This window comes from Pontibacillus yanchengensis, from assembly GCF_009856295.1.
In the GTDB taxonomy this organism is placed as follows: domain Bacteria; phylum Bacillota; class Bacilli; order Bacillales; family BH030062; genus Pontibacillus; species Pontibacillus yanchengensis_A.
This window is the reverse complement of sequence record NZ_WMEU01000005.1, coordinates 243453-266924: the sequence shown is the minus strand read 5'-3', so window position 1 is coordinate 266924 and position 23472 is coordinate 243453. Positions and strand designations below refer to the sequence as shown.

The 23472-nt window shown below is 39.8% G+C and carries 21 protein-coding genes and 1 pseudogene; 7 read left to right on the top strand and 15 right to left on the bottom strand.

The genetic code is table 11. The annotated features are described in order from the left end of the window. Nucleotides 1-140 precede the first annotated feature (140 nt). Nucleotides 141-692 carry a kinase gene (locus tag GLW08_RS15980; protein ID WP_160849644.1) on the bottom strand — a complete coding sequence of 184 codons (552 nt, stop codon included), beginning with the start codon at nt 690-692 and terminating at the stop codon, nt 141-143. Nucleotides 693-909: 217 nt separating this feature from the next. Here GLW08_RS15980 and GLW08_RS15975 point away from each other — a divergent pair, with 217 nt between their 5' ends. Further along, nucleotides 910-2112 (top strand): cytochrome P450 family protein, encoded by a 1203-nt coding sequence (locus tag GLW08_RS15975; RefSeq protein WP_160849643.1) that lies wholly within the window; start codon nt 910-912, stop codon nt 2110-2112. A 42-nt stretch (nt 2113-2154) separates the two neighbouring features. Here GLW08_RS15975 and hpaB read toward each other — a convergent pair. The 3 genes and pseudogenes from hpaB to GLW08_RS15960 form a co-directional block, all read right to left on the bottom strand. Then, a pseudogene (gene hpaB / locus GLW08_RS15970) lies at nt 2155-3582 on the bottom strand (4-hydroxyphenylacetate 3-monooxygenase, oxygenase component). Nucleotides 3583-3689: 107 nt separating this feature from the next. Beyond that, the gene (locus GLW08_RS15965; protein WP_160849642.1) at nt 3690-4379 is read right to left on the bottom strand and encodes an LrgB family protein; all 690 of its coding nucleotides are present in this window, start codon (nt 4377-4379) and stop codon (nt 3690-3692) included. Next, nucleotides 4372-4740: a CidA/LrgA family protein gene (locus tag GLW08_RS15960; RefSeq protein WP_160849641.1), complete on the bottom strand. Its 369-nt coding sequence runs from the start codon at nt 4738-4740 to the stop codon at nt 4372-4374. The genes GLW08_RS15965 and GLW08_RS15960 overlap by 8 nt, the downstream gene beginning before the upstream one ends. Before the next feature lie 171 nt (nt 4741-4911). Between GLW08_RS15960 and GLW08_RS15955 the strand changes: the two genes are divergently transcribed. Further along, entirely contained in the window at nt 4912-5829 is a 918-nt protein-coding gene (locus GLW08_RS15955) for a VanW family protein (RefSeq protein ID WP_160849640.1), read from the top strand. A 77-nt stretch (nt 5830-5906) separates the two neighbouring features. Here GLW08_RS15955 and GLW08_RS15950 read toward each other — a convergent pair whose 3' ends face one another. From GLW08_RS15950 to GLW08_RS15930, 5 genes are all read right to left on the bottom strand, one after another. Then, a complete protein-coding gene (locus tag GLW08_RS15950; RefSeq protein ID WP_160849639.1) occupies nt 5907-6077 on the bottom strand; it encodes a hypothetical protein in 171 nt (56 codons plus the stop codon). Between the two features lie 122 nt (nt 6078-6199). Next, the gene (locus GLW08_RS15945) at nt 6200-7354 is read right to left on the bottom strand and encodes an acyl-CoA dehydrogenase family protein (protein WP_160849638.1); all 1155 of its coding nucleotides are present in this window, start codon (nt 7352-7354) and stop codon (nt 6200-6202) included. 48 nt (nt 7355-7402) lie between these two features. Next, nucleotides 7403-8557 (bottom strand): thiolase family protein, encoded by a 1155-nt coding sequence (locus GLW08_RS15940; protein WP_160849637.1) that lies wholly within the window; start codon nt 8555-8557, stop codon nt 7403-7405. Between the two features lie 319 nt (nt 8558-8876). Beyond that, on the bottom strand, nt 8877-9644 hold the full coding sequence (locus tag GLW08_RS15935; protein WP_160849636.1) for a 3-hydroxyacyl-CoA dehydrogenase: 768 nt from the start codon (nt 9642-9644) through the stop codon (nt 8877-8879). A 43-nt stretch (nt 9645-9687) separates the two neighbouring features. Then, nucleotides 9688-10842 (bottom strand): CoA transferase, encoded by a 1155-nt coding sequence (locus GLW08_RS15930; protein ID WP_160849635.1) that lies wholly within the window; start codon nt 10840-10842, stop codon nt 9688-9690. 318 nt (nt 10843-11160) lie between these two features. Between GLW08_RS15930 and GLW08_RS15925 the strand changes: the two genes are divergently transcribed. Next, the gene (locus GLW08_RS15925) at nt 11161-11757 is read left to right on the top strand and encodes a TetR/AcrR family transcriptional regulator (RefSeq protein ID WP_202410190.1); all 597 of its coding nucleotides are present in this window, start codon (nt 11161-11163) and stop codon (nt 11755-11757) included. A gap of 101 nt (nt 11758-11858) precedes the next feature. Here the strand turns inward: GLW08_RS15925 and GLW08_RS15920 are convergent, their stop codons facing one another. Beyond that, nucleotides 11859-13088: a dicarboxylate/amino acid:cation symporter gene (locus tag GLW08_RS15920; RefSeq protein ID WP_160849634.1), complete on the bottom strand. Its 1230-nt coding sequence runs from the start codon at nt 13086-13088 to the stop codon at nt 11859-11861. A gap of 191 nt (nt 13089-13279) precedes the next feature. On the opposite strand from GLW08_RS15920, the gene GLW08_RS15915 reads away from it, so the two are divergent. Beyond that, nucleotides 13280-13858 carry a phospholipase D-like domain-containing protein gene (locus GLW08_RS15915; RefSeq protein WP_160849633.1) on the top strand — a complete coding sequence of 193 codons (579 nt, stop codon included), beginning with the start codon at nt 13280-13282 and terminating at the stop codon, nt 13856-13858. 120 nt (nt 13859-13978) lie between these two features. Further along, nucleotides 13979-15094 (top strand): L,D-transpeptidase, encoded by a 1116-nt coding sequence (locus tag GLW08_RS15910; protein ID WP_237458472.1) that lies wholly within the window; start codon nt 13979-13981, stop codon nt 15092-15094. A gap of 38 nt (nt 15095-15132) precedes the next feature. On the opposite strand, the gene GLW08_RS15905 is transcribed toward GLW08_RS15910, so the two are convergent. The 3 genes from GLW08_RS15905 to GLW08_RS15895 form a co-directional block, all read right to left on the bottom strand. Continuing rightward, nucleotides 15133-16140: an HAAS signaling domain-containing protein gene (locus GLW08_RS15905; protein WP_160849632.1), complete on the bottom strand. Its 1008-nt coding sequence runs from the start codon at nt 16138-16140 to the stop codon at nt 15133-15135. Then, nucleotides 16127-16489, bottom strand: a complete 363-nt coding sequence (locus GLW08_RS15900; protein ID WP_160849631.1) for a PadR family transcriptional regulator — start codon at nt 16487-16489, stop codon at nt 16127-16129. The genes GLW08_RS15905 and GLW08_RS15900 overlap by 14 nt, the downstream gene beginning before the upstream one ends. Before the next feature lie 340 nt (nt 16490-16829). Then, nucleotides 16830-17690 carry an AraC family transcriptional regulator gene (locus tag GLW08_RS15895; RefSeq protein WP_160849630.1) on the bottom strand — a complete coding sequence of 287 codons (861 nt, stop codon included), beginning with the start codon at nt 17688-17690 and terminating at the stop codon, nt 16830-16832. A gap of 370 nt (nt 17691-18060) precedes the next feature. On the opposite strand from GLW08_RS15895, the gene GLW08_RS15890 reads away from it, so the two are divergent. Further along, nucleotides 18061-18246 (top strand): hypothetical protein, encoded by a 186-nt coding sequence (locus GLW08_RS15890; protein WP_160849629.1) that lies wholly within the window; start codon nt 18061-18063, stop codon nt 18244-18246. A gap of 326 nt (nt 18247-18572) precedes the next feature. Here the strand turns inward: GLW08_RS15890 and GLW08_RS15885 are convergent, their stop codons facing one another. Then, nucleotides 18573-18926: an STAS/SEC14 domain-containing protein gene (locus tag GLW08_RS15885; protein WP_160849628.1), complete on the bottom strand. Its 354-nt coding sequence runs from the start codon at nt 18924-18926 to the stop codon at nt 18573-18575. Between the two features lie 342 nt (nt 18927-19268). Between GLW08_RS15885 and GLW08_RS22280 the strand changes: the two genes are divergently transcribed. Then, a complete protein-coding gene (locus tag GLW08_RS22280; RefSeq protein WP_160849627.1) occupies nt 19269-20330 on the top strand; it encodes a peptidoglycan DD-metalloendopeptidase family protein in 1062 nt (353 codons plus the stop codon). A 1368-nt stretch (nt 20331-21698) separates the two neighbouring features. Here the strand turns inward: GLW08_RS22280 and betA are convergent. Beyond that, complete coding sequence (gene betA, locus GLW08_RS15875; protein ID WP_160849626.1) at nt 21699-23405, bottom strand: choline dehydrogenase; 1707 nt, start codon at nt 23403-23405, stop codon at nt 21699-21701. Between the last annotated feature and the right edge of the window lie 67 nt (nt 23406-23472).

The following is a 23472-nucleotide window of genomic DNA, read 5'->3' as shown; positions in this document are numbered from 1 at the left end:
TTAAATGGGTTGAGGCTATGGATAACTTTGATGAACTGATGTTGCCATGTCCAGCTCCAGCGCCCAGCGTCTAGCAAACTTCCTGCTCCTCCTTACGATAAGTCAACATCGAATCGCTTGCGCTTTCGTTCCTGATTAGATCACTTTTTATTCATCCAATCTTGATAACTAGAAGGATGCAGCTCTTTGACATACTCTAAAAACTCATCCAGCACATCATATTTTTTCAGGCCTTTAAACAATTTAGTTGGTATATGAGTTTTGGTAGAAAAAGCTCGCTTATGATCAATAACTTTTAATTGGTGATCCTGAGCTATTAAGATATGACGGATTTCCGTATCCCACCTTGTAAACCCCACTCGCTGTAATTCCTGAAGCAACGCAATAACCTTAGCTGTTAGTGCTTTAGAAATTTGTTTTTCTTTTTTTAAATGACGCGCTAGTGAAACCCCCTCTACGTATTGCATTACAATGTAATTGTCCCCGTATTCATATAACCCAGGGAAGATGGGAGAGGATTGCCCCACTTTTAACGCTTCTAATTCCTTCTGTTGCGTTTCTTCTTTAAAGAAGTACTTCACGCATTTATCTTCTGCAATTTGATATATTTCACCATCTTTGCCATCACCAATCAGCTTGTACCCATCTAAATCATTTTTGTTCAAGTGACTCTTCCCTGCAAAATCAATCATCTAATCGCTCCCTAGCATAAGGATGTTCTAAATTATTCTATGAAGCGATTGACATTAAGCAACCCTGACATACGCTTGTTTATCGCATGATTGGTCATATTTTCACTAGTTTTCATACAGACCACTTTCCATATATTGTTTGAGAGTGCTATTGTCATACCTTATACTAAGTGATATAACCATTTAGCCGGAATGAATGAAATAGGAGGTTACATACATGGAAACAATGGAAAAACTATTTCAGTCCAATTTTAAAAAAGGGGCTTACCCTTTCTATGAATCCTTACGTCAACATGACCCTATTTTTCTTATGTCTCAACAGCAAAACCAATCATCTTGGATTATCACAAAATATGACCATGTGAAAGAGTTATTAAAGACACAAAGCTTTATAAAAGACCAGTCCAAACTATTTTCAACCTCTCCACATGACACACCCCAAGACGAAATGACGACGATTTTTCAAAACATGATGCTAGATGTCGATCCACCTGACCACACAAGACTTCGAAAATTAGTCCAACCATACTTCAATCCAAAGACAATAAAGAATCTACAACCAAGAATTGAAGATATTGCTGATCTATTGATTATGGAAATAAACAACAAAAAAGGGAAAATCGATTTAATCAATGACTTTGCATTTCCGCTCCCAATCATTGTGATTAGCGAATTACTAGGTGTACCTGCTGAAGATCGAAATAAATTCAGAAGATGGTCAAACACGATAATAGCTGCGTCTGATAATATGGCAACGGATTTTGTAGAAGACGTTCAGGCATTTACAAATTATTTGACGCGACTATTTGAGGAAAGACGCGAAGAACCACAAGATGATCTCATATCCAACCTTCTTCAGGCAGAAGAAGAGGGAGAACAATTAAACCGAACAGAATTATATTCTATGATTGTTCTTTTAATTATTGCTGGACATGAGACAACCGTGAACCTCATCGCCAACACAATGTATGCTCTGTTTGAACATCCACGACAAATGGAGCGATTACAAGAGGACTTTTCATTGACTGAGAATGCTATTGAAGAGGGACTCCGGTATTATAGCCCTGTTGATTTTTCTACAGCTCGTTGGGCAGAGGACGACATGGAATTTCACGGTAAACATATTCGTCGAGGTGATTTAGTACTTGCTTCTATCAGCTCCGCTAATCGCGATGAATGCAAGTTCGAACAAGCAGATGAATTTGATATTACAAGAAAAGACTTCCAGCATGTAGCCTTCGGTTTCGGGATTCATTTCTGTCTTGGTGCACCGCTAGCTCGTTTAGAGGGGAAAGTCGCACTTGAAAAGCTTCTTTCAGCCTTTCCGGAAATTCGGTTGGATGAACAACGTCAGGAACCAAATTGGCGCGCTGTATTTTTACTAAGAGGATTAGAAAACTTGTACGTGAACATTGACTAACTATTGAAAAACTCCTAGCACTCATGAAGTGCTGGGAGTTTTTCATTCCTTGATAAATTTCCCTGCAAATGTACAGGCGGGTTGTTTATCATACGTGTGATAAATAGTCTGAGATAACCGAACCGGATCACCAAAGAAAAACCGTTCATACAACGTTTGCCTTGAACCAAAAGCACTCATGGAGATATCCCAAGCCAATCGAAACAAGCGTACACGTTTTTCACCATTTTTATCAGTAGCCTGTAAGTAGGTTAATAATTCCTTCCCCATGGATGATTGAAAATCCTTTTCTGTTGGAATCGTCATCATTCCACTTGCTCCTAGTTGCTGGAGGATTTCTGTAAAACGAGGATATAGCTCTTGAAATTGATTGATAGCAATATACAGTGGTTGCCTAGCTGGAATGAAAACGCCGGTCGATTTTTCGATTGCACCTTGTTCTTCTGAGTAATTAAGAAGAGCTCTCATGGTTTCGAGCCTCTTAATCATTTCCGCAACTTTGCTTTGTACGTGTTGATACTCACAAATATTAATCGTTTCCACGACCATTTGGGCTATCCCCAGTAATAATTCACTTTTGATCACTTGTCTCGAGACTATTTGATGTAAGGTAAATGGCGTAAACTTTCCCTTCTTATATAAATCATCTATCGCTCTAATGTTTTTGTAAATAAATACCCTTTCCCAAGGAACAAGCACATCATCAAAGATGACAATGTTATCCATTTCTTCAAAACGAGAAGACAACGGTGCATTAAATCTAGATGCCCCTGTTACAAATGATTCTCTGGCTACAAACTTTAGTCCAAGTGTATTGCTCGGAATGGAGAAAGCATATGCTTCACACTCCTCCATTCCTCCGGGAGCAGAAAGGACAATAATTTCATCTGTAATGCCACCTTGAGTAGCCAGTAATTTTGCACCTTTTATGATGATTCCTTCTTCTGTACTCCCGACTATTTTCGCATTGGTCTCATCTTCATCCAGCAAACTCAGAGTGGAACGATTCGACTGTGGCTTTAAAAACGTATGGGTGAACGATAGATCACCTTCTCGAGCAAATTCATAAAAAGATAACAATCGCTCAGGATAGCAATTCTTTTCTCCCTCCAAAATATCGACCGAAGCAGCATACGATGCTAGCACAGTATTCATATAATCAGGGCTTCTCCCCATCAATCCACCATTGTGACGGGCCTACTGTTGAATCATATTCCTTCTTGCTTGGAGGTCTTCTTTCGTCTTCGGAATTAAGTATGATTTCCCTATTTGATGACCAGTTATTTCAGAGGAGAAGGTCATCTCCGGTAGCCTATGCTGCAAGTCATATAATTCAGCTTGACTCTGAATTACACCTTGAAATGCAGGATGTTTAGATATGTTCCCCTCTACAGGCTCTCCATTAATCCAAACCTCACTTTTTAGCGCATCAATACGTCTAATATATTCTTCCCCTGTAATCACCGGCATCCAATCACTCCTGTTAGGTTAGCCACAAATAATTATTACCTATTTTATTAAAGTTGTTAGAGAATGTGAGAAATAAGCCCAACATCTGTCTAAGTGAAAAAGGTATGTTACAACAATAGGAACACAACTAATGGACTAATGAAGGATATGACAATGGCACCTAGTATCATGGCAACTGTACTGACCGCTCCTTCTTCCTCACTTTCCTCCATAGCCTTAGATGTACCAATCGCATGAGATGCCGTTCCCATCCCCACACCCTTACCTAAAAAGTGAGTGATGCGAGTCCATTTGAATAAACTTGGTCCCATAACTGCTCCTACTATTCCAGCAAAAATCACAAAAACAGCAGCCAAGGATGGGATACCACCAAGACTTTTGGCTACAGGCATTGCCACAGGAGTTGTGGCGTTTTTTGGAACAATGGAGTAGATAATGGATGGTTCAAATTCGGCCCATTTCAGAAGGGTGATTCCCGAGGAAATCCCAATTACAGCACCAACTGTCACGCTTGAAACAATTGGGATCATAAAGGATTTCAAAATAGCTCGTTGCTTATATAAGGGATAAGCTAACGCAACTACTGCGGGGCCTAAAAACCAGTCAACCCACGCCCCACCCTTCATATATGCATCATACGAAACATTGCTTACCAGCAACAGGCAACTAACCACAATAGTAGAGACGAACACAGGAAGAGTAATTGGGGAACGTAACCGCTGATATAATGTTAGTGAACCTATATATATGAAAAGAGTCCCTAATATTGCTGCTATTCCAATCATCAGATCAATCATATTGCTTCTCCTTTTGCCGAACTAAAAATTGACTGAGTGCACCAGATAAAACCGCAACAAGGAGAGTACTAACTAATACAATTACAGGAAGCAGAAGACCCTTTCCCGTTAGCAAGTCCAGATATTGAATAACACCTACCGTGACAGGAATGAACAGGAAGGGCAGATGCGTAATTAATAATGCGGATCCTTTCTCAATCCAAGTTACCTTGATGACGTTCGTAAGTAATGCAATAAAAAGCAACATCATCCCAATAATACTACCTGGAATAAACAACCCTACTGCTTTTTGAATCCACATCCCTATGTAATAAAACATTGTTACGATTGTAATATGTACTCCTATCGTTAAAATCTTCATAACCAAGCTCCTTTAGCGCTCCTAGCCTTCCTCTCTATTTCTTCATGAAACCTCGTTCATCCTTTTTAATTGTGAAAAAACGTATATATCCTAAAATCATGACTTTGAACTATATTTACACACATGAATCTTCAGATTTCTACTCATACTATCACCAGGAGGTTTCTGCTTATGAAAATGGCCATGTTAACGATTTTATTACTATTCATTAACCCATCTGTTCAAAATGAAGACTTAACTATTGTGCATGATGGAAAAGAAATCATGCATATCTATCGTGATGATTATATGGAGGAATTTCTTGGTGAACCATTTATCAGTTCATCAAAGACAACTGAGCTTATGAACCAGATTTCAGACCTTGTACATAAGGATGCCATAAATGCCAAGATAGGCGATTCAGGAGAAATCATCCCAGGAAAAACGGGCTATCACCTTTATCAAGAGAAATTCACACGCATGGTGTACAGCTACCTTTTAGGTAAAGGTCCGATGACAATAGAAGCCCCAAAACTTCCCACTCATCCTAAAGTGGACAGCGAAATCCTTGCTAACATACGTACTCAACAAATCGGCCACTATGTCACGTATTTTAATTCAAACAACAAAGAACGGACTCATAACATTAAACTTGCAGCAGAAGCAGTTGATAGTCATGCGGTATTCCCTGGAGAAACCTTTTCATTCAACCAAGTCGTAGGCAAACGAACAAAGGAAAAAGGATATCTACCTGCCCCTGTCATCGTAAAAGGGGAAGTTACAGAAGGTATAGGAGGGGGCATTTGCCAAGTTTCTTCTACAATCTATAATGCCGTTGACAATGCCGGCGCCAAAATTATTCAACGATACTCCCACAGTAAAAGCGTTCCATACGTCCCCCCAGGACGAGACGCTACCGTAAGTTGGTATGGTCCAGACTTCACGTTCAAAAACACGTATGATCAGCCCATACTAATTAGAGCAAAGGTGTATGGCGGACAACTTAGTATAACCATCTATTCCTCTAATCAAGCTGAAGTAAAGAATCGTGATATTCCTGATGCGTCTGAGGAGTTGCCAGACGAAATTGATATAGAGGACCAACACTAAACTTGGTATGTTCCTCAATTCACTTAAAAGAGAGCCTCGGCTGACCAAGCTCTCTTTTAATCCTTAAATATGTAAATTCACTCATGATCAACCAACTCATTGACCAACAGATTCAATAAATACAATCCCCTAAATATACACCCAGCAATAATACCAAACGCAATGACTGCTCCAAAGTAAGGTCCACCTATAACTAATAATAACCAGCCGAGAAAAGTAGCTAGCACAATCGATAGGAATGTAAACAATACAACTCCTCCTTTCGGTAAATATATTCTATTTATTTTATCATTACTCTATAAGCTTAATGGACAAAAAAATAGACTAAACCATTACGATTTAGCCTTACCACCTTTATCCTTTTGCTTCATTATAGCCCTAAATTCTTCGCAATGATTGTTTTCATAATCTCATTAGTCCCTGCATAAATCGAAGCTACCGGAACATCTCTATACCGTCTGGCAATTTCGTATTCTTCCATGTATCCATAACCTCCATGGAGCTGCATGCATTCTCCTGATACTTTTTTTGATAAGTCTGTGGTCCACCATTTGGCCATAGATACTTCATTTACGATAGCCTCACCAGCCATATGCTTTGTGATTAAGTTATCAACAAACGTTCGACCTATTTGTATTTCCGTTGCCATTTCGGCAATTTTGAATTGAGTGTTTTGGAACTTACTAATTGGTCTTCCAAAGGCTTCCCGCTGCTTTATATAATCCATTGTCAGTTCTAGCATTCGTTCACAGGATGTCATAGCTGTGATCGCTACAGTTAATCGTTCCTGTTGTAATTTATCCATTAAGTAATAAAACCCTTTCCCTTCCTCACCGAGTAAATTGTCAGCAGGTACACGGCAATCCTCAAAGATTAATTCCGATGTGTCACTTGTATGCTGGCCGACTTTGTTTAGCTTTTTCCCCTTTTTAAAACCTGGGACTTCCCCATCAATCGCATCTACAACAATGAGGCTGATTCCATCATGAGCGGGTTCAGCTTTTGGATCTGTTTTGCAAACAACAACGACAAAGTTGCAAGAGTACCCATTCGTAATGAATGTTTTTTCACCATTTAATATAAAATCCTTTCCATCCCGTTTGGCAGTTGTTTTAATCGATGCCAAATCAGAGCCAGTACCGGGTTCTGTCATAGCAATGGCTGAAATCATTTCTCCTGTCGTACCTTTAGGTAGCCATTTTTTCTTTTGCTCTTCCGTACCAAAAGCATCTATATATGGCATAACGATATCATTGTGAAGACCAGGCCCCACTAGTCCCGCTCCTACTTTCTCCAGTTCTTCAGAAAAAACAACGGAGTATCCGAAGTCTGCATTCATACCACCGTATTGCTCATCAACCCATGGACATAAAAACCCAAGCTCTCCAAGTTGCGTCCAAAAGGAGCGTGGGACATGACGCTCCTCTTCCCATTGTTCAAAATTAGGGATCACTTCTTTTTCTAAATACCGTCTTAACGACTGTCTAAAGATTTCATGACTCTCTGTTAAAAAGGGTCTTTGCATAGCAATCACCTTCCTAGTATATGAATGTGTTACATAAACCTCGTGTATCTATGCCTCTATTCGTTCTATAATCGTTGCATTGGCCATTCCGCCACCTTCACATATGGCCTGCAGACCATATCGACCTCCTGTTCGCTCAAGCTCATGAATCATAGATGTCATAAGGCGAGCACCCGTAGCACCTAGCGGGTGACCTAAAGCAATTGCACCTCCATTAGGATTTAGCTTTTGCGGGTCGGCTTTAATCTCTTTAAGCCAACACAATGGGACAGGAGAAAAGGCTTCGTTCACCTCATACGTATCCATGTTGTCGATTGTTAATCCTGCCTTATCTAGTACTTTTCTCGTTGCATCAATTGGGCCTGTTAGCATGAGGGTTGGGTCTGACCCAACTACCGTACGAGCCACAACTCTAAATCTAGGCTTTAGACCAAGTTCTTCCGCTTTATCTCTCGACATCAACAACAAAGCTGCGGCACCATCACTCATTTGACTAGAATTCCCTGCATGGATTACTCCATCTTCTGTAAATGCAGGATTAAGTGCACTTAGCTTTTCAAGAGTCGTATCTATTCTCGGTCCTTCATCATGCTTGATGACGGTGGTCGATCCATCATCTAGCGTAACTTCAAGCGGCATAATTTCCTGATCAAATCGCCCTTCATCCGTCGCTTCAATTGCACGACGATGACTTTCTAGTGAATATTTATCGAGTAGTTCACGGGAGAAGCCCCATTTTTCCGCAATGCGTTCTGCTGATAACCCTTGATGAATCATTTCATACCGTGAACTTAACTGCTCACTCCAATCGGATTGGCGTCTCGAAGCACCTAGCGGAACACGCGTCATGCTTTCTACTCCACCAGCAATGACGATATCCATGTCTCCGCTTAAGATAGCCTGATTTGCAAAGTGAATCGCCTGCTGACCGGAACCACATTGGCGATCAATCGTTGTTCCTGGCACATGAATTGGAAAGTCAGCCATCAAAGCCGCTGAACGTGCAATATTTAGACCTTGTTCTTCAACTTGGGACACACACCCCATAATGACATCCTCAATCGATTCTGGTGAAACGCCAGCCCGTTGAACCAATTCTCTTAGAACATTTGCGGCCATGTCGTCTGGACGGTTATTGCGTAATACTCCCTTTCTCCTTCCAACAGGGGTTCGAACTGCCTCAACAATTACTACTTCACGCATGTTACATTCCTCCATATGTGCGCAAAAAGCGCTATTTTTTAATATTCTAGCAGTCTATTCTTAAAAGAAAGAGTACACTTTGTAGCTTATATGTCTAGCTCCAGCGCCCAGCGACTAGTGTGCTTCCCTCACCTCTGTACGATAAGTCAACATCGAATCACGCATGTTTTCGTGTTTCCTTTATCTCCTACGGTATCAGAGGAAGTTCTGGGTTGAAGAAGGTTCGACTAAGATTGCTGCATCGTGCAGCAACATCGAACCAACCTACGTCGTGTAGGCCGCAGCTCATACGTCGCTATACGGGCGCTTACGCTTTTCTTTATTTTGGCGCCATTCTTAGAGCGCCGTCTAATCGGATGGTCTCTCCATTGATCATGACATTCTCTAGGATGGATTGCGTCAGTTTGGCATACTCCTCTGGACGTCCTAGTCTTGATGGGAATGGAATCTGTGATTCTAGTGCCTCGCGAGCTTTGTCTGATAACGAACCGAATAATGGTGTTTCTATTAAACCAGGTGCAATCGTCACGACGCGAATTCCATTCTTGGCTAAATCTCGTGCAATGGGCAAGGTCATTCCAACAACGCCACCTTTTGATGCACTATAAGCCGCTTGCCCGATTTGACCTTCGTAAGCCGCTACGGAGGCTGTATTGATAATAACACCGCGCTCTCCTTCCTCATTTGCCTCTGCCTCTACTAATTTCTCCGCTGCAAGTCGAATGACGTTGAATGTGCCCATTAAGTTTATCTGGATAACCTTCTGGAAGGTGGCATAATCGTGCGCTTTCCCTTTACTTACGGTCTTTTCAGCAGCACCAACTCCTGCACAGTTTACAACCGTGTTGAAGCTTCCGAATTGAGCAATCGTCGTTTCAATAGCTACCTGCACATCGCCCTCACTTGTTACATCTGTTTTTATAAAGATGGCTTGCTCGCCTAACTCTTCTGCTAAACTAGTTCCTTTTTCTTCAGACAAATCTAGAATAGCTACTTTACCACCATGCTTTACAATGTTTCGAGCTGTGCCTTCTCCTAGACCAGAAGCACCTCCTGTTATAATGGCAATCGAATCTTGAATATTCATATCACTTTCTCTCCCCTTCCCATTTTGACTAGTACACTAAGTATCACTCACTTGATTTCAAATAACCAAGTTCTTGAAACACCTCATCATTGTGTTCTCCTAGACCAGGTGCATGTTTGCGTATGTTTATGTTTTTCCCTGCTAACTTTATAGGGTTATTGATTTGCTTTATACGTTCAGCATTTGGGTGCTCTACTTCTGTGATAAGTGATCGATCTTTTATATGGTGATGATCAGTCATTTCTTGTGGTGTCAATACGGGCGACACACATGCTTCCACCCCATCAAAACGAATTAACCATTCTTGTAGCGTTTTTTGCTCGATTACTTCTTGAATCTCTTTTTTCAAAAGTTGTTGCTGTTCCGCAGGAGCATTTAGCTTATCAATGAACGCTTTGTTCCCAATCACTTCGCAAAAATTCTTCCAAAACTTAAACTCGAGAGCCGCTACTGCTAGATGTCGATTGTCTTGTGTTCGATACACTTCATAACAGGCTTTACCACCACTCAATACAAGTTCTCCTCTATCAGGCTCCTCGCCTGGTTTGGCCCAATAATCAGGTAGTATAGTCTGCATCCATGAAACAGTTCCATCCAACATGGAAATATCAATAAATTGGCCTTCTCTTGTTTTTTGAGCATCTATAATCGATACCAGTATTCCGATGGTTGCCATCTGTGCTCCTCCGCCAATATCTCCAATTTGAACAGATGGAATAAGTGGTTTTTCTCCAGGTTGCCCCTGTAAATGGAGTAATCCGGAATAGCTAAGGAAGTTTAGGTCATGCCCTGCTTCTTTTGCATAAGGACCTGTTTGACCATATCCCGTCAAGGCACAATAAATGAGTTGTGGGTTATGATATTTCAAACTTTCGTAAGATAACCCTAGCCTTTCCATAACACCTGGCCGGAAGGATTCGATGACGACATCTGCGGTTTTGACTAAATCTATAAATACCTGTTTATCTTCTTCATCTTTAAGGTTTAAGGTGACACTACGTTTGTTCCGATTAAGCGAACAGAACAGAGCGCTTTTGTCACCCACCTTTGGCTCATTCCAACGAGCATAGTCTCCACCCTGAGGATCCTCAACCTTTATGACATCCGCTCCAAAATCAGCCAACATCATCGTGCAATATGGACCAGGAAGTAACCTCGTTAAATCAAGAACGCGCACACCATCGAGTGGTAAGGACACGCAGCATATCCCCTTTCCAATATAAAAAACAAAACTAATCGTCCATAAAAGATAACGCTTTCATAAACAAATAATAACAATTTTCTAAATTTTATACAACTATTTATTTTTTGACTTTTTGTTTAAAAATAGATAAACTAAATCTAGTATATGATTTAGTTTATCTGAAATAAGCTAGAAAATTTTTCACCTTTTTGGAGCGAGGTTTTGAATATAGGAGCGACTTTCTAAATTTTGGAGCGAGAATTTCAAAATTGGAGCGCTTTTTTTGAATATAGGAGCGACCCACAAATAGAATGTATTCCAGGAGGAATCATCATGTCATTACGAGAGAAAAAAATCGCGAAAAAAAAGCAAGATATCCTAAGGTCTGCTGCTACTGTTCTGGCAGAAAAAGGGTTCCAAGGGACTACGATGGAAGAGGTTGCAGCAAATCTTCTGATGACAAAAGGCTCTATGTACTATTATTTCAAGAATAAAGACGATCTTTTGTTTCAATGCCATCAAATGGTGATGGATTTAAGTCTCGAAAAAATAGAACAGGTTGTAAACAGTGACAAAGATCCCATTAAAAAACTAGAACAAGCAGTCGAATCTCATATCTTACTGGCAACAAGTGAAAAATCAATGTTTCTGATGATGGACCAACCTAATCAAAATTTCAGCGGTGAGCACTTAGAAGAGGCATTACAACAGCGAAAAGATTATGCTCATCATTTTGATGATATTTTACAAGAAGGAATAGAGAAGGGCGTTTTTGATGAAACGATAGATATTCGAATGGTTCGGTTTATCATTTTAGGGGCCTTAAACTGGACCCTACAATGGTACAGTGAAGATGGTCCTCAAACGGCTGAAGAAATCGCGAATTCCTACGCCAAACATTTATTAAAAATGGTAGTGAAAGATCAGTAATAAATACAAAATCCCCTTGGTATCCAAGGGGATTTTGTTATCAGTTAAAGAAGTAAGCAGTTTGTACGTCGCTAAACGGGCGCCTACGCTTTTCTATATCCCTAAGCAGAGACCTGCTCATGCTTCTTTTCAGTTTTATTAATAATAGATGTTCCGACAAGGTCACCTGTAATATTCAAGGAGGTAGCTCCCATGCCTACTAGTGCATCAATGGATGTGAGTATTGCTACAGCTTCCATAGGAAGACCAACTTGAGAGAACACGGTAGCAATCATGACAATACCAGCACCAGGGACACCTGCTGTACCGATAGAAGCTAGTGTTCCAACGATGACAATCGATAACATACTCGTAAATCCTAGTGAAATATCTGCGTAGTTCGCAGCAAAAACTGCGGAGACAGCGATACGAATTGCAGCACCGTCCATGTTTATCGTAGCGCCTAGCGGTAGGCTAAAGCCATAAAGACTCTTTGATAAACCGAGGCGATTCGCGGCATTTAGTGTTACAGGCAATGTACCTGAACTACTCTGTGTTACAAAGGCTGTAATCATAGGCGTACGGGCTTGAGCGAAGAACTCACCTGGCTTCATCTTGAATGCAAGCATAAAAAGAACGTAAATACCAACTTGCACAATCAAAGCGATATACAGCACGAACACCATATTTCCAAGAGATAAAATGGTATCCATGCCTTGTTGACCTATTGTACCAGCAATAATCGCAAAAATCCCAATTGGTACATATTGAAGTATCGCGTTCATGATTTTAAATGTTGCTTCATTTAACCCATTTACTACTTTATATACATGCTCGCCTAAATCAGCATGCTCTTCTGAGCTTCTCAATGCTGCGATGGCAATTCCAAAGACAAATGCTGTGAAGATGATACCTAGAAGGTTCATATCACCAAAGGCTGTTACGATGTTCTTAGGTACAATGTTGAGTAATACGCTTGCTATACCTGGGTGTTCATTGGCCTCAATTTCCTCTTCTGGAGGTTGTGTGATTCCTGTACCTGGATCGAAGACATTAGCTACCGCTAATCCTACAGTAATAGCTAATGCAGATGTTACTACATAGTAAAGAAATATCTTTCCACCCATTCTTCCTAGATTACCTAACTTCGTCTGATTGATTCCCACAATCAAGGTAAATAAAATAAGCGGAATGATGATAAACTGTAGTAACCGCATCAATAGGTCGCCCAATGGTGCAAACACGGTCGCTTGCTCTCCTAAAATCAACCCAACGATAATACCAAGAATAAGTGCTATTGTAATTTTTAATATGAGCGATGCATTAAGGTACGATGCCCAAAGTTTTTTCATGTATTCCCCTCCTTTTTAATCTTCATCACAATAATTCCTATAATTTTTATCGGAATTCTTATAATAAATTACTATACTACAGTACAATAAGTCAAACAATTAATCTTTCTTTATTTACCCTCTCCCCTCTTACAAAAAACTGTATAGGACAAATAGGTTAAAACATAAAGATTGTGTAAGGAGGTGTGACAATGGAATTACTGTTTACCGCAGGATGTTCTTTGTTAGCAGGTTCCTATATTGGGTATGTAGTTGGCAAAAAGAAACACAAGGAAACCTATTCCCTAGATTTCTTTTTATCCAAGTCCAACCGCGCTCCTAAACAACAAATTATTCAGATCATTCAAAATGCCTCACGAACTATTGATGTGGCTATATTCCTCTTTTCAGATAAAAATATAGCTAAGGAACTATGCCAGGCTGCAAAACGGGGCGTTACGGTTCGTGTCTTTACCGATAGAGAACAGCTAAAAACCTTTGACGCCCAATACAAAAATATAAAAGAGATGTCTGACCACGGAATTGCTATTAGAACGAACACGCATGATGGTACTATGCATATCAAAATGTTGATTGCAGACAAAACTAATGTCTTAGCTGGGTCCTATAACTTCACTTATAATGCTGACCGAAAAAATGATGAGTTACTTATGAAGATAACGAATAAAACATTTGCTTTATCATTAAGCGAAGCTTTTGAAAATTTGTGGCAGGATGGTGTGAGTTATTTATTTTATCAAGATTACTATGACAAAAAGAAAATAAGTTAACATTCAGTTTTTTATTAAGAACAGAACTCTCCTTAATCTATTGCATTGTTTCATATTTTGACCTATACTAAAAATAAATTCAAGTTCTTTATAACGAACGTACGTGAGGGGGAGTTCTTCTTGAAGGATTCAGATATATTAGTAGAGGTGAAGCCTAATGTATTCCTATCCAAGCATGATCATGGATTTTTACGCAAGTATCTGCACTATAACCCTTATGATGCTGAAAAGTGGTACGAGTATGCCCAACAAGCGAAAGTAACAGGGGATAACAAAAGGTATAAACATCGCCTACTAAAAGCCGCTTCTTTGAATCACTATGAGGCTAAAGTTGATCTTCAGCACATCAAAAAACCTATAAAAAACGTAGCTCCATCTGCACCTTCTACACCTAAAAGTTTGATTTGGTTATTTTTAATTGCTTCTATATTAATGCTACTTACTTTATTCCTACTATTCCGTACGATTATTACAAATGATAAATATATCCATCAGGCCAACGTGGAACATCATTATTATAAGACAGAAGAAACATTCTTCCACAACCAAGGTCCTCCAATTGTTACAGAAACACCATCTTATACGGAGGAAGACTTGTTTCTTATGGTCATGAAAACTGCAATCACATCTTATACAGAGGCTGAACAGGGGCCACCCTTTTCACCAGAAAAGCTTACTGCTGCTCCTCCATCTAATTACTTAACTACTATCCCCTCTGAATTAATCTATACAAAAACCAGTAGTGGGTATTCTATAGATATACCTAGTCATTCTTCCCTACCTATACAAGAGATTCCAACGTTAGCTATGTTCTTTTATCCAGAAGTAAATCAACTAGCCCTCGGAACGGAAGATGGTACAATCCTTGCCTCTTATCTTGTCGGAAGCGGGGACGGCCTACCTTTTATCACAAGCGAGATTTCTGAACGTGTCACGAATCCAAACGGAGGGAATGGAGTATTTGGAACAAGGGGACTTGCTTTGGAACAAAACTATGCCATTCATGGTACTAATGACCCTGATTCGATTGGAAAATATAAAAGTGCTGGATGCATAAGGATGTCTAACGAAGATATCGAAACGCTGTATCCTTATGTTTCAAAAGGCACCCCCTTTATCGTAAAGGAAGGTTCTCCCCCTCCAGCTCAGTTTATAGATGGACTTCCACCTTTCCCAACATCGTCTGATACCACCAAAGAAGAAGCGCCAGATAAAGTGTATAGATGGCATATGTAAACGCCAGTGAGACCAAAAACTCACTGGTTTTTGCATGTTTATTTTCGATACGCCTTATAAAAAGCTACAACCGTATCAATGATTGTAACAACTACAAAACCTATGACAGTCCAAAACGTTGCTTGCTCCCAAACTTGCTTAATCAGCGCATACAGTTCATCTTGTGAGCTCACACCACCAAGTTCTACAAATTCACTCATGAAACCAGGGTTCCAAACAACTTGATCGGTAAACAACAATGCAACCAAAATTAACGTCACAACATTAATGATCATAGTTAAAAGGGCTAGTTGTTTTGTCCATTTCCCATAGATTAGCTTTAAACATTCCTTCCCTATACTTATGGCCACGATGGTATAAATAAAAGGTAATAGACTATTAAATGATTCTACATTCAGAACTGGGATGATTCCCATTAGCTCATCATTTCTAAAAATCGGAACCCCAATTAACTCGTTGGAAAATGTCACAAACACTATAGCAACAACAGAGAAAATGATCCCGATGATTGCGTCTGCTCGTTTAATCTGTTTTTTGCGGTCAGGAATTTCCGGAAGGTCTGTTGGCGTCCACTCTCTTGTAGTGTTCTTTTTCAAATCATCGGGAACAATCCCTTTGTAGTCCGCTATCGCAAATCCGATTGTAATCCAAGCAAAAGCTTGAGCAGCAGCACTAATTAAGGAAGTAACCATGCTTATAAAGTTCCCTATAACAGCACTAGGTTCGATAATGGTTTCGATTACGAAAACGATACTCATTGCCGTCATAATAGCGAGAGATACGATTTTAAGTATAAAGATAAAGGATGGAAATAGATCTGGACCAATAAGGTAGCGCTTGGAACCTCTATATTGCTCGGCTAGTTCATTAGGATTTCCAAGTTCCAAAAGAACGTGATGTACTTGCTCTTCTGTATAATTTTGAGAACCAAAATGAGCCTCTAACATATCCTCGATTATTCCACGTAATTCTTCAGCAATATCTTCTCTCTGGTTTTCAGGCAATCGTTGCGTTACTGCGTATATATATCGTTCAACCATTTCCATTTCTATCACCTCCTCCATATCCAATTAATCCATCCATGCTTGTTACGATTTTTTTCCACTCTTCACATAGCATGTTATACACTTCCTCACCTTTTGTATTAAGGAAATAATATTTTCGCGGCCGACTTTCATTGGTATCCCATTCACTTTCTAAAATCCCTTGCTTCTCTAACCTTCGAAGCAACGGATAAAGAGTGCCTGGTTCTACCTCAACTCCTTTACCTTTCAACATTGTAACGAGTGAATACCCATATTGAGGCTCTTTCAGAAGGCTTAGTACACCAATCGTAATCGTTCCCCTACGCACTTCTTGCATTAGTTTATTCACTAGTTCATTGGTATCGCTCATCTTATCAACTCCTATAACTAATATACTGTGCGACACATACTATAGTACATAGAATATTAATGAGATTAACAAAATATTTTATCTCTTATTAAACATAAGAAGATTTCATATATGTATAAGTAAAACTCTTTTTTTAAAAAGAAGTAGCTTAGATTACTAAGCTACTTCACTACATGGCAAGGATAATATGAAATTCGGAATAGTGTTATGCTCCACAGAAAATCCAATGAACATACAAGCGTCATGCTTGGACCCCTCCCTTCCGTCAGAGATGTATAATAGATAAGTATAAAGAAAGCAGTGAAGTAATAAACTCCACCGCACTCTAGTCATATCATTTCTATTTAACTGGTATCCAGATTTCAGAATAAAGGTCAAGACTTCCTGGGTCTTCATCCAAATATACTTCTAAATCAGGAGTACCTGCATATTGATACCCACTAGATGGAAACCATTCCGAAATAATTTGCTTCCATACCTTTTGCATAGCGTCTGGCATCGGACCATGAACTTCAAACACAGCCCATTTCGAAGCAGGAATTTCACGTGCTACAAAACCTTCAGGCACATCCCCTTCATGTGCTGTGGCAATCCAATAATCAATGTAATTTGGCTTTTCATAACTCTTATCAATACAAACACCAAGTACACCTTTTACCTCCCCATCATTCAACTGAAACAACTCATTGTCCGTTCCTTCTGCGTTCACTTCATCCCACATTTTTGGAATTTCCATATGATTCTGACCACCGACACAAGAAACCGCTCGCTTCGTCCCCACGATTTGAAACGCATCTTTCTCTACCATTTCATATTGCATTGGCTCTGCCCCTTTCACATTCACCTGAATGATCAGGCGATTATAAGATTGCATCTTTCCCGTAAAGGTTCGTGTTTCTCTTGGGGTAATACCATGTTGCTTTCGAAAAGCCTTCGAAAAAGACTCAGGAGTGTCGTAGCCATATTTGTAGGCGATATCAATAATTTTACTATCAGCTCGGGATATTTCATGTGCTGCCAGCGTTAAACGTCGACGCCTTACATACTCGCCAACAGACATATCCGTTAAGATCGTAAACATACGCTGAAAATGAAACACCGATGTACAAGCCTCTTTTGCCACACGCTCCATCGATATATCATCTAGTAAATTCTCTTCCATATAATCAATTGCCTTCTGCATAGATTCTACCCACGCCATATCGCTCCCTCCCTTACATTTATAGTATCAATTAGCTTGAAAGGAATCCTGTCATTCTATGCTTTGTAGTGACCAGGTAAATTGAAAGTCCTGAAACAAACCAATCCCTTTCCTCTAGAAAGTCATCATTTTATATCACTAGTATCTTTCTTCAATATTGATATTCCCTCTAGGAACGTACCACCATTATGCTTCATTGTTCGGTTTCCCCAAGATTGATCAAACGTTTGATTAATTATGACTTTCTACAATCTACTATTACATCCCTCTAATAAAAACCTTTTTATGATAGGTAACTTAGACTCATTCTAAAAAATATACAATTGGTTAATACAATCACACATACACTAATAAAAAGGAGGTGACCAGAATGGATCGATTTATATTATTAATGGTTGCATGTATATTGGCCGGCTTTGCATTAATTAATGTTTCTTTAGCTGATACGTTTTTAGCAAGTTTAGAACCAGTAAAAAATATCATCGGCATTTTAGCTATTTTAGTTTTTTCCCTATTCTTACTATATAAAGGAATCATGGCGTTAGTGGGCAAATAATATATTTTCAGAACAAAAGCGAAAGCGCCCGTTTAGCGACGTATATGCTGCGGCCCACACGACGTGGGTTGGTTCGATGTTGCTGCGTGATGCAGCGATCTTAATCGAACTTCACCTGATTCCGTAGGAGATAAAGGAAACACGAAAACATGCGTGATTCGATGTTGACTTATCGTACAGAGGTGAGGGAAGCACACTAGTCGCTGGGCGCTGGAGCTGGACGTGGCCACATCACTTTTTTTAGTTATACACACGCGGTGAATTTTATAGTACGCTATACATTAAAAAAGAGCTTGGAAATCCAAGCTCTTTACATAACTATTCTTTTAAGCAGCCAAATACTCTTTAGCTTTTTCTTCTTCGTTATGACTAAAGTGTTCTACATCGACTCCTGGTAACAAGTCTTCTAGTTCTGTACTTGCCTCAACCCATTTCTCATCACTTACGATAGCAAATTTATTGAACTCTTTCATATGCTTTGCCAACTTCAAGTCTTCCATAAGGCCTTTAAATGTAAATCCTTCCATGTTATTTAATACGATTAAGAAATTTACTTTTCCTTGATCTGGTTTATGCATTTGATAAAATTCTTCAAAGCTTTTTAGATCCTCTTCCGTAATCTTACCATTCACTTCACATCGAATCGTATTTTGAATATCTGTAGGTTTCATCGTAATCATGGAATAACCCTCCAATTTATTTTTCTACTATACCTATATCCTGAATAACCCAATCTGAAACTTATTTCTAAAATGTATAGAACATTAACTCATAACGTGTTTAACCTGTTATACATTCTTTTGTTATATCTAAGTCATATTAATATTAAAATAAAATTTTTTATCGTTTACATAAGAATAGCGAAGGTGTATTCACTTCCATTTTTTGGGTTTACACAAACATAAAATAGGTTATTTGTTCATTGTTCCCCAACATTTACAAATAAAGTGGAATGGTCGATAATAAGGATGTATACAAAAGAAGAACGGTTCATTCTTAAGCTTTTTAAGGAGGCAGGCGGTGTGGAAACTGGAAATGCGAATCGCAAAAAGGTTAAAGGAAAGAGAATCATTGTTTTCTTAACATCTCTCTTAATCATAACGGCGGCATCTTTTACTTTTCTTAATCAGTCCCTCGTTCAATCAAAACCGGACTACGACTATGCTACAATTACGAAAAAAGCAGAAAAGGTTGGAGCTCATGCAGATGTATGGTCTAGTAAAACAGAGACAAAAGAAATGAAGTTTATCGAAGATCGAAAAGATGCATCGAAGGAAGCTAGCTATTTTCCAGATCAAGATACAGCCATTCGTGAAATGAACAAACATTGGGCACTATTTCCGAATACAGCTTCACCTGGAGATGTTATTTTAGTTCGACACGACTCTCCTGGCACTATTAATTGGCAGGACAAAGAATACACCCTAACCTCATTTGGCGCAGGTTACTATACATACCTCCCTATTCCAATGGGCATTGAAGCTGGGACCTATGACATCGGTACACAACAATTAACAATAAAGGATAAAACCTTCAAGAAATCGTATATTACCGTTTCTGAAGAAAACCAAAACATTAGACGAAATACAGAACGTATTATGGCCGATCAAAAAATTATTGATAAAGCGCGAAGCCAATCTGCGGATGAGTTTTTATTTTCACCTGATTCTGAATTCATGACACCTGTTGAAGGCGAAAGAACAACTCCATTTGGATACACTCGCTACGTGAATGGTGAATACTCAGGTAGCCACACAGCAATTGACTGGGCAGCACCAACCGGAACACCAATAAGAGCTACAAATGATGGTGTGGTTGCACTTTCAGAGAATTTTTATCTTACAGGGAAGTCCGTTTATATTGATCATGGAATGGATTTATTCTCCCAATACATTCACATGTCTGAGCTGAAAGTCGAAGCAGGAGAAAAAGTCGAAAAAGGCGATATAATTGGATTAGTCGGTAGCACCGGATTTTCCACTGGTCCCCATTTACACTTTACATTCTGGGTTCACAATGTACCTTCCAATCCTGATATGTATTTAGGAAAGACCCCTTTTCAGTTAGTGGATGAAAAGGAATAGAGAACAAAAGCTCAGGGCGCCCGTTTTGCGATGTATATGCTGCGGCCCACACGACGTGGGTTGGTTCGATATTGCTGCACGATGCAGCGATTTTAATCGAACCTCCCTTGAATCCGTAGGAGATAAAGGCAACACGAAAACATGCGTGATTCGATGTTAACTTATCGTACGGAGGCGAGGGAAGCATACTAGTCGCTGGGCGCTGGAGCTGGACGCGGCTACATCACTTTACAGGTTATCCACAAACTTACCCCGTTTATAGTTTCCTAAACAACAAAAAACCTTGTGCTGCAAGGTTTTTTCTTTTGCTGCCTTATTTTCTATATTCGTATGTTTTAACACGGCAAAGTTCAACAGATACCAATCTTTGATACACTAACTCACCGAAAATAAAAGCACATCTTCATTAAATTATTTTCTATCACACTCCCCACTAGAAATTTCTCAACATTTAAATATAAGCACTCGCCATGCAAGACGAATCCTCCATCACCTAGTGGGTCTCCATTTTCTAGTTGTAGCAAGCGGAAATCAGAGAGTAAGAACATTTAAGCTTATAGATCATTAAGTCTATATCCTAAGCGGACATATGATTCCTTATTTGATGTAAATACACTTAAACAAGAGTTAATTATACAAATAGCGTACTCAGTGTCCATTAAATTCTCGAACAGCCATCATATATCTTAAATAGCACATCATATGTCCGCCAAATTCCATATTAATCCCTCATCTCTAGAACTAATCCAATATCCCAACATACTAACCAATCCAAATTACATGTTAATGATTAGTAGTTGATATTTTCTTCTTACCCAACCGTTTCCTGGGTGAGTTAAACTGGACAAAGCACTAATGAAGGAGCTCTTTAACGTCTGGGTAGACACGGAATCGATTAATGGTAGTTATGAGGTGATTTTTCACCCTTATGCGATTATTCGTCGTACACAAACAAAGCAAACAAACTCCTTTTTTGCATGATAAAATTTCATCATAGGAGGTTCGCTCTAAGTCTTACGTTTTAACTTTTTGGAGGATACAAATATGAAAAATCCATGGATTTATAAAATAGGTCTTCTTCTAAATATATCTTCTATTGCCTATTAATATAACGATTAGCCTTATTATAGGAGAGGTGATTTTTTGGATAGGTGCTCTGATGGTGGGGAAAGAGGCAGCAAATAAAATCAGAAAATCATTCAATCCAAAAAATTGGAGAAAGAATTCTGATGATAAGGAAAAAAGACAGAGAATAGCCTACCGAGGGAAGGTTGAAAGTATATAACCATAAAAAAAGAAGGACCTCTATCAAACTTGTATTGCTTCACGAGCATATACATTTTGAAAGAGGCCTTTTTATTAAGAGCGTTATTTTACTTTAGATTTTGTTTTGGATTTTGATACAGTGCCTGCATCGGACGGATGTACCCCATGACGATAGAAGTCCGCATGAATTGGATCTAGCGGTTCACGTCCAAGAATTAGGTCTGCAGCCTTTTCAGCCAACATCAAAACAGGTGCATGAATGTTACCATTCGTAACATATGGCATGACAGAGGCATCAACCACTCGTAAATTGTCGAGTCCATGAACCTTCATCGTGTTAGGGTCTACGACAGCCATAGGGTCTGAAGCAGGCCCCATCTTAGCCGTACAAGACGGGTGAAGAGCTGTCTCCGCATCTTCTTTTACCCATTCCAAAATTTCCTCATCTGTTTGAACGGAAGGTCCAGGTGAGATTTCCCCAGCATTATACGTTTTCATTGCTGGTTGAGACATAATTTCACGAGTGATTCTGACCGCTTCCACCCACTCGCGTCGATCTTGCTCCGTAGAAAGATAGTTATAAACCATGCTTGGATGCTCTTTCGGATCTTTCGAGCGAATCTTTAATGATCCACGGGCATCAGAGTACATAGGGCCAATGTGTACTTGGAATCCATGTTTCGTTGGCGCTTTTTCTCCATCATACCTTACCGCTACCGGAAGGAAGTGGAACATCAAGTTCGGGTAGTCAACTTCTTCATTCGAACGGACGAAACCTCCACCTTCAAAATGGTTTGTCGCTGCCGGTCCCGTTCGTCCAAGCATCCACTGCAAACCAATCCAAGGCATGCGTGCTTTACTTAAATTCGGTTGTTCGGAAACAGGCTCCGGACAAGCATGTTGGATATACACTTCGAGGTGGTCCTGGAGGTTTTCTCCTACACCAGGAAGGTTAACGAGCGGTTTAATCCCAAGGGAACGAAGGTGTTCAGCCTCTCCTATACCTGACAATTGAAGCATCTGCGGCGTGTTAATCGCACCACCTGCAAGGACGACTTCCCCTGCTTGAACTTGATATGTGTGTCCGTTTTTTTGGTAAGTCAATCCTTTGGCACGCTTACCATCGAAGTCGATGCTCTTCACAAAAGCACGTGTCCTCACGGTTAGGTTCTCACGATTCATAACCGGATGTAGATACGCACGTGAAGCTGACATGCGCTGGCCTTTGTACACATGCTTATCAAACGGTCCGAATCCTTCCTGACGAAAACCGTTCACATCAGGAGTTCGTGAGTAACCTGCCTCTACTGCTGAGTCAAAGAAGGCTTGGAATAAAGGATTTTTGGCTGGGCCGCGTTCCAATTTAACAGGTCCGTCGTGGCCTCGAAGATCATCATTTGGTGATGCTAAAGCATTTTCTAAACGTTTGAAATACGGGAGGCAGTGCGCAAAATTCCAATTTTCCATGCCTTCGTCCGCTCCCCATCGTTCATAGTCCATAGGATTTCCGCGCTGATAAATCATTCCATTGATGGAACTAGAGCCTCCAAGTAATTTTCCTCGGGCATGTTTAATACGTCGTCCATTCATATATGGCTCTGGGTCCGATTCGTACTTCCAATCATAAAGGCTTTTTCCTGCTGGAAAAGGTAAGGCTGCCGGCATTTGAATCAATAGGTCCCATGAATAATCACTTCGTCCAGCCTCTAAAATGAGAACACTCTTTTTCCCATCTTCACTTAGACGGTTGCCGAGTACAGAACCTGCACTACCGCCACCAACGATAACAATATCATATGATTCAGTCATCTTCTGTTCCTCCTTAAGTTGTAGGTTAAAAAAGGGTCAAATAATAAGATCAGAATTACAGAAAGCC

Bases quoted from the DNA above. Each gene is read 5' to 3' on its own strand.
- betA (WP_160849626.1), bottom strand. From the start codon at position 23,405: ATGACTGAATCATATGATATTGTTATCGTTGGTGGCGGTAGTGCAGGT.
- GLW08_RS15975 (WP_160849643.1), top strand. From the start codon at position 910: ATGGAAACAATGGAAAAACTATTTCAGTCCAATTTTAAAAAAGGGGCT.
- GLW08_RS15980 (WP_160849644.1), bottom strand. From the start codon at position 692: ATGATTGATTTTGCAGGGAAGAGTCACTTGAACAAAAATGATTTAGAT.
- GLW08_RS15890 (WP_160849629.1), top strand. From the start codon at position 18,061: ATGGATCGATTTATATTATTAATGGTTGCATGTATATTGGCCGGCTTT.
- GLW08_RS15900 (WP_160849631.1), bottom strand. From the start codon at position 16,489: ATGAGCGATACCAATGAACTAGTGAATAAACTAATGCAAGAAGTGCGT.
- GLW08_RS15885 (WP_160849628.1), bottom strand. From the start codon at position 18,926: ATGATTACGATGAAACCTACAGATATTCAAAATACGATTCGATGTGAA.
- GLW08_RS15965 (WP_160849642.1), bottom strand. From the start codon at position 4,379: ATGATTGATCTGATGATTGGAATAGCAGCAATATTAGGGACTCTTTTC.
- GLW08_RS15905 (WP_160849632.1), bottom strand. From the start codon at position 16,140: ATGGAAATGGTTGAACGATATATATACGCAGTAACGCAACGATTGCCT.
- GLW08_RS15960 (WP_160849641.1), bottom strand. From the start codon at position 4,740: ATGAAGATTTTAACGATAGGAGTACATATTACAATCGTAACAATGTTT.
- GLW08_RS15940 (WP_160849637.1), bottom strand. From the start codon at position 8,557: ATGCGTGAAGTAGTAATTGTTGAGGCAGTTCGAACCCCTGTTGGAAGG.
- GLW08_RS15920 (WP_160849634.1), bottom strand. From the start codon at position 13,088: ATGAAAAAACTTTGGGCATCGTACCTTAATGCATCGCTCATATTAAAA.
- GLW08_RS15945 (WP_160849638.1), bottom strand. From the start codon at position 7,354: ATGCAAAGACCCTTTTTAACAGAGAGTCATGAAATCTTTAGACAGTCG.
- GLW08_RS15925 (WP_202410190.1), top strand. From the start codon at position 11,161: ATGTCATTACGAGAGAAAAAAATCGCGAAAAAAAAGCAAGATATCCTA.
- GLW08_RS15895 (WP_160849630.1), bottom strand. From the start codon at position 17,690: ATGGCGTGGGTAGAATCTATGCAGAAGGCAATTGATTATATGGAAGAG.
- GLW08_RS15955 (WP_160849640.1), top strand. From the start codon at position 4,912: ATGAAAATGGCCATGTTAACGATTTTATTACTATTCATTAACCCATCT.
- GLW08_RS15915 (WP_160849633.1), top strand. From the start codon at position 13,280: ATGGAATTACTGTTTACCGCAGGATGTTCTTTGTTAGCAGGTTCCTAT.
- GLW08_RS15935 (WP_160849636.1), bottom strand. From the start codon at position 9,644: ATGAATATTCAAGATTCGATTGCCATTATAACAGGAGGTGCTTCTGGT.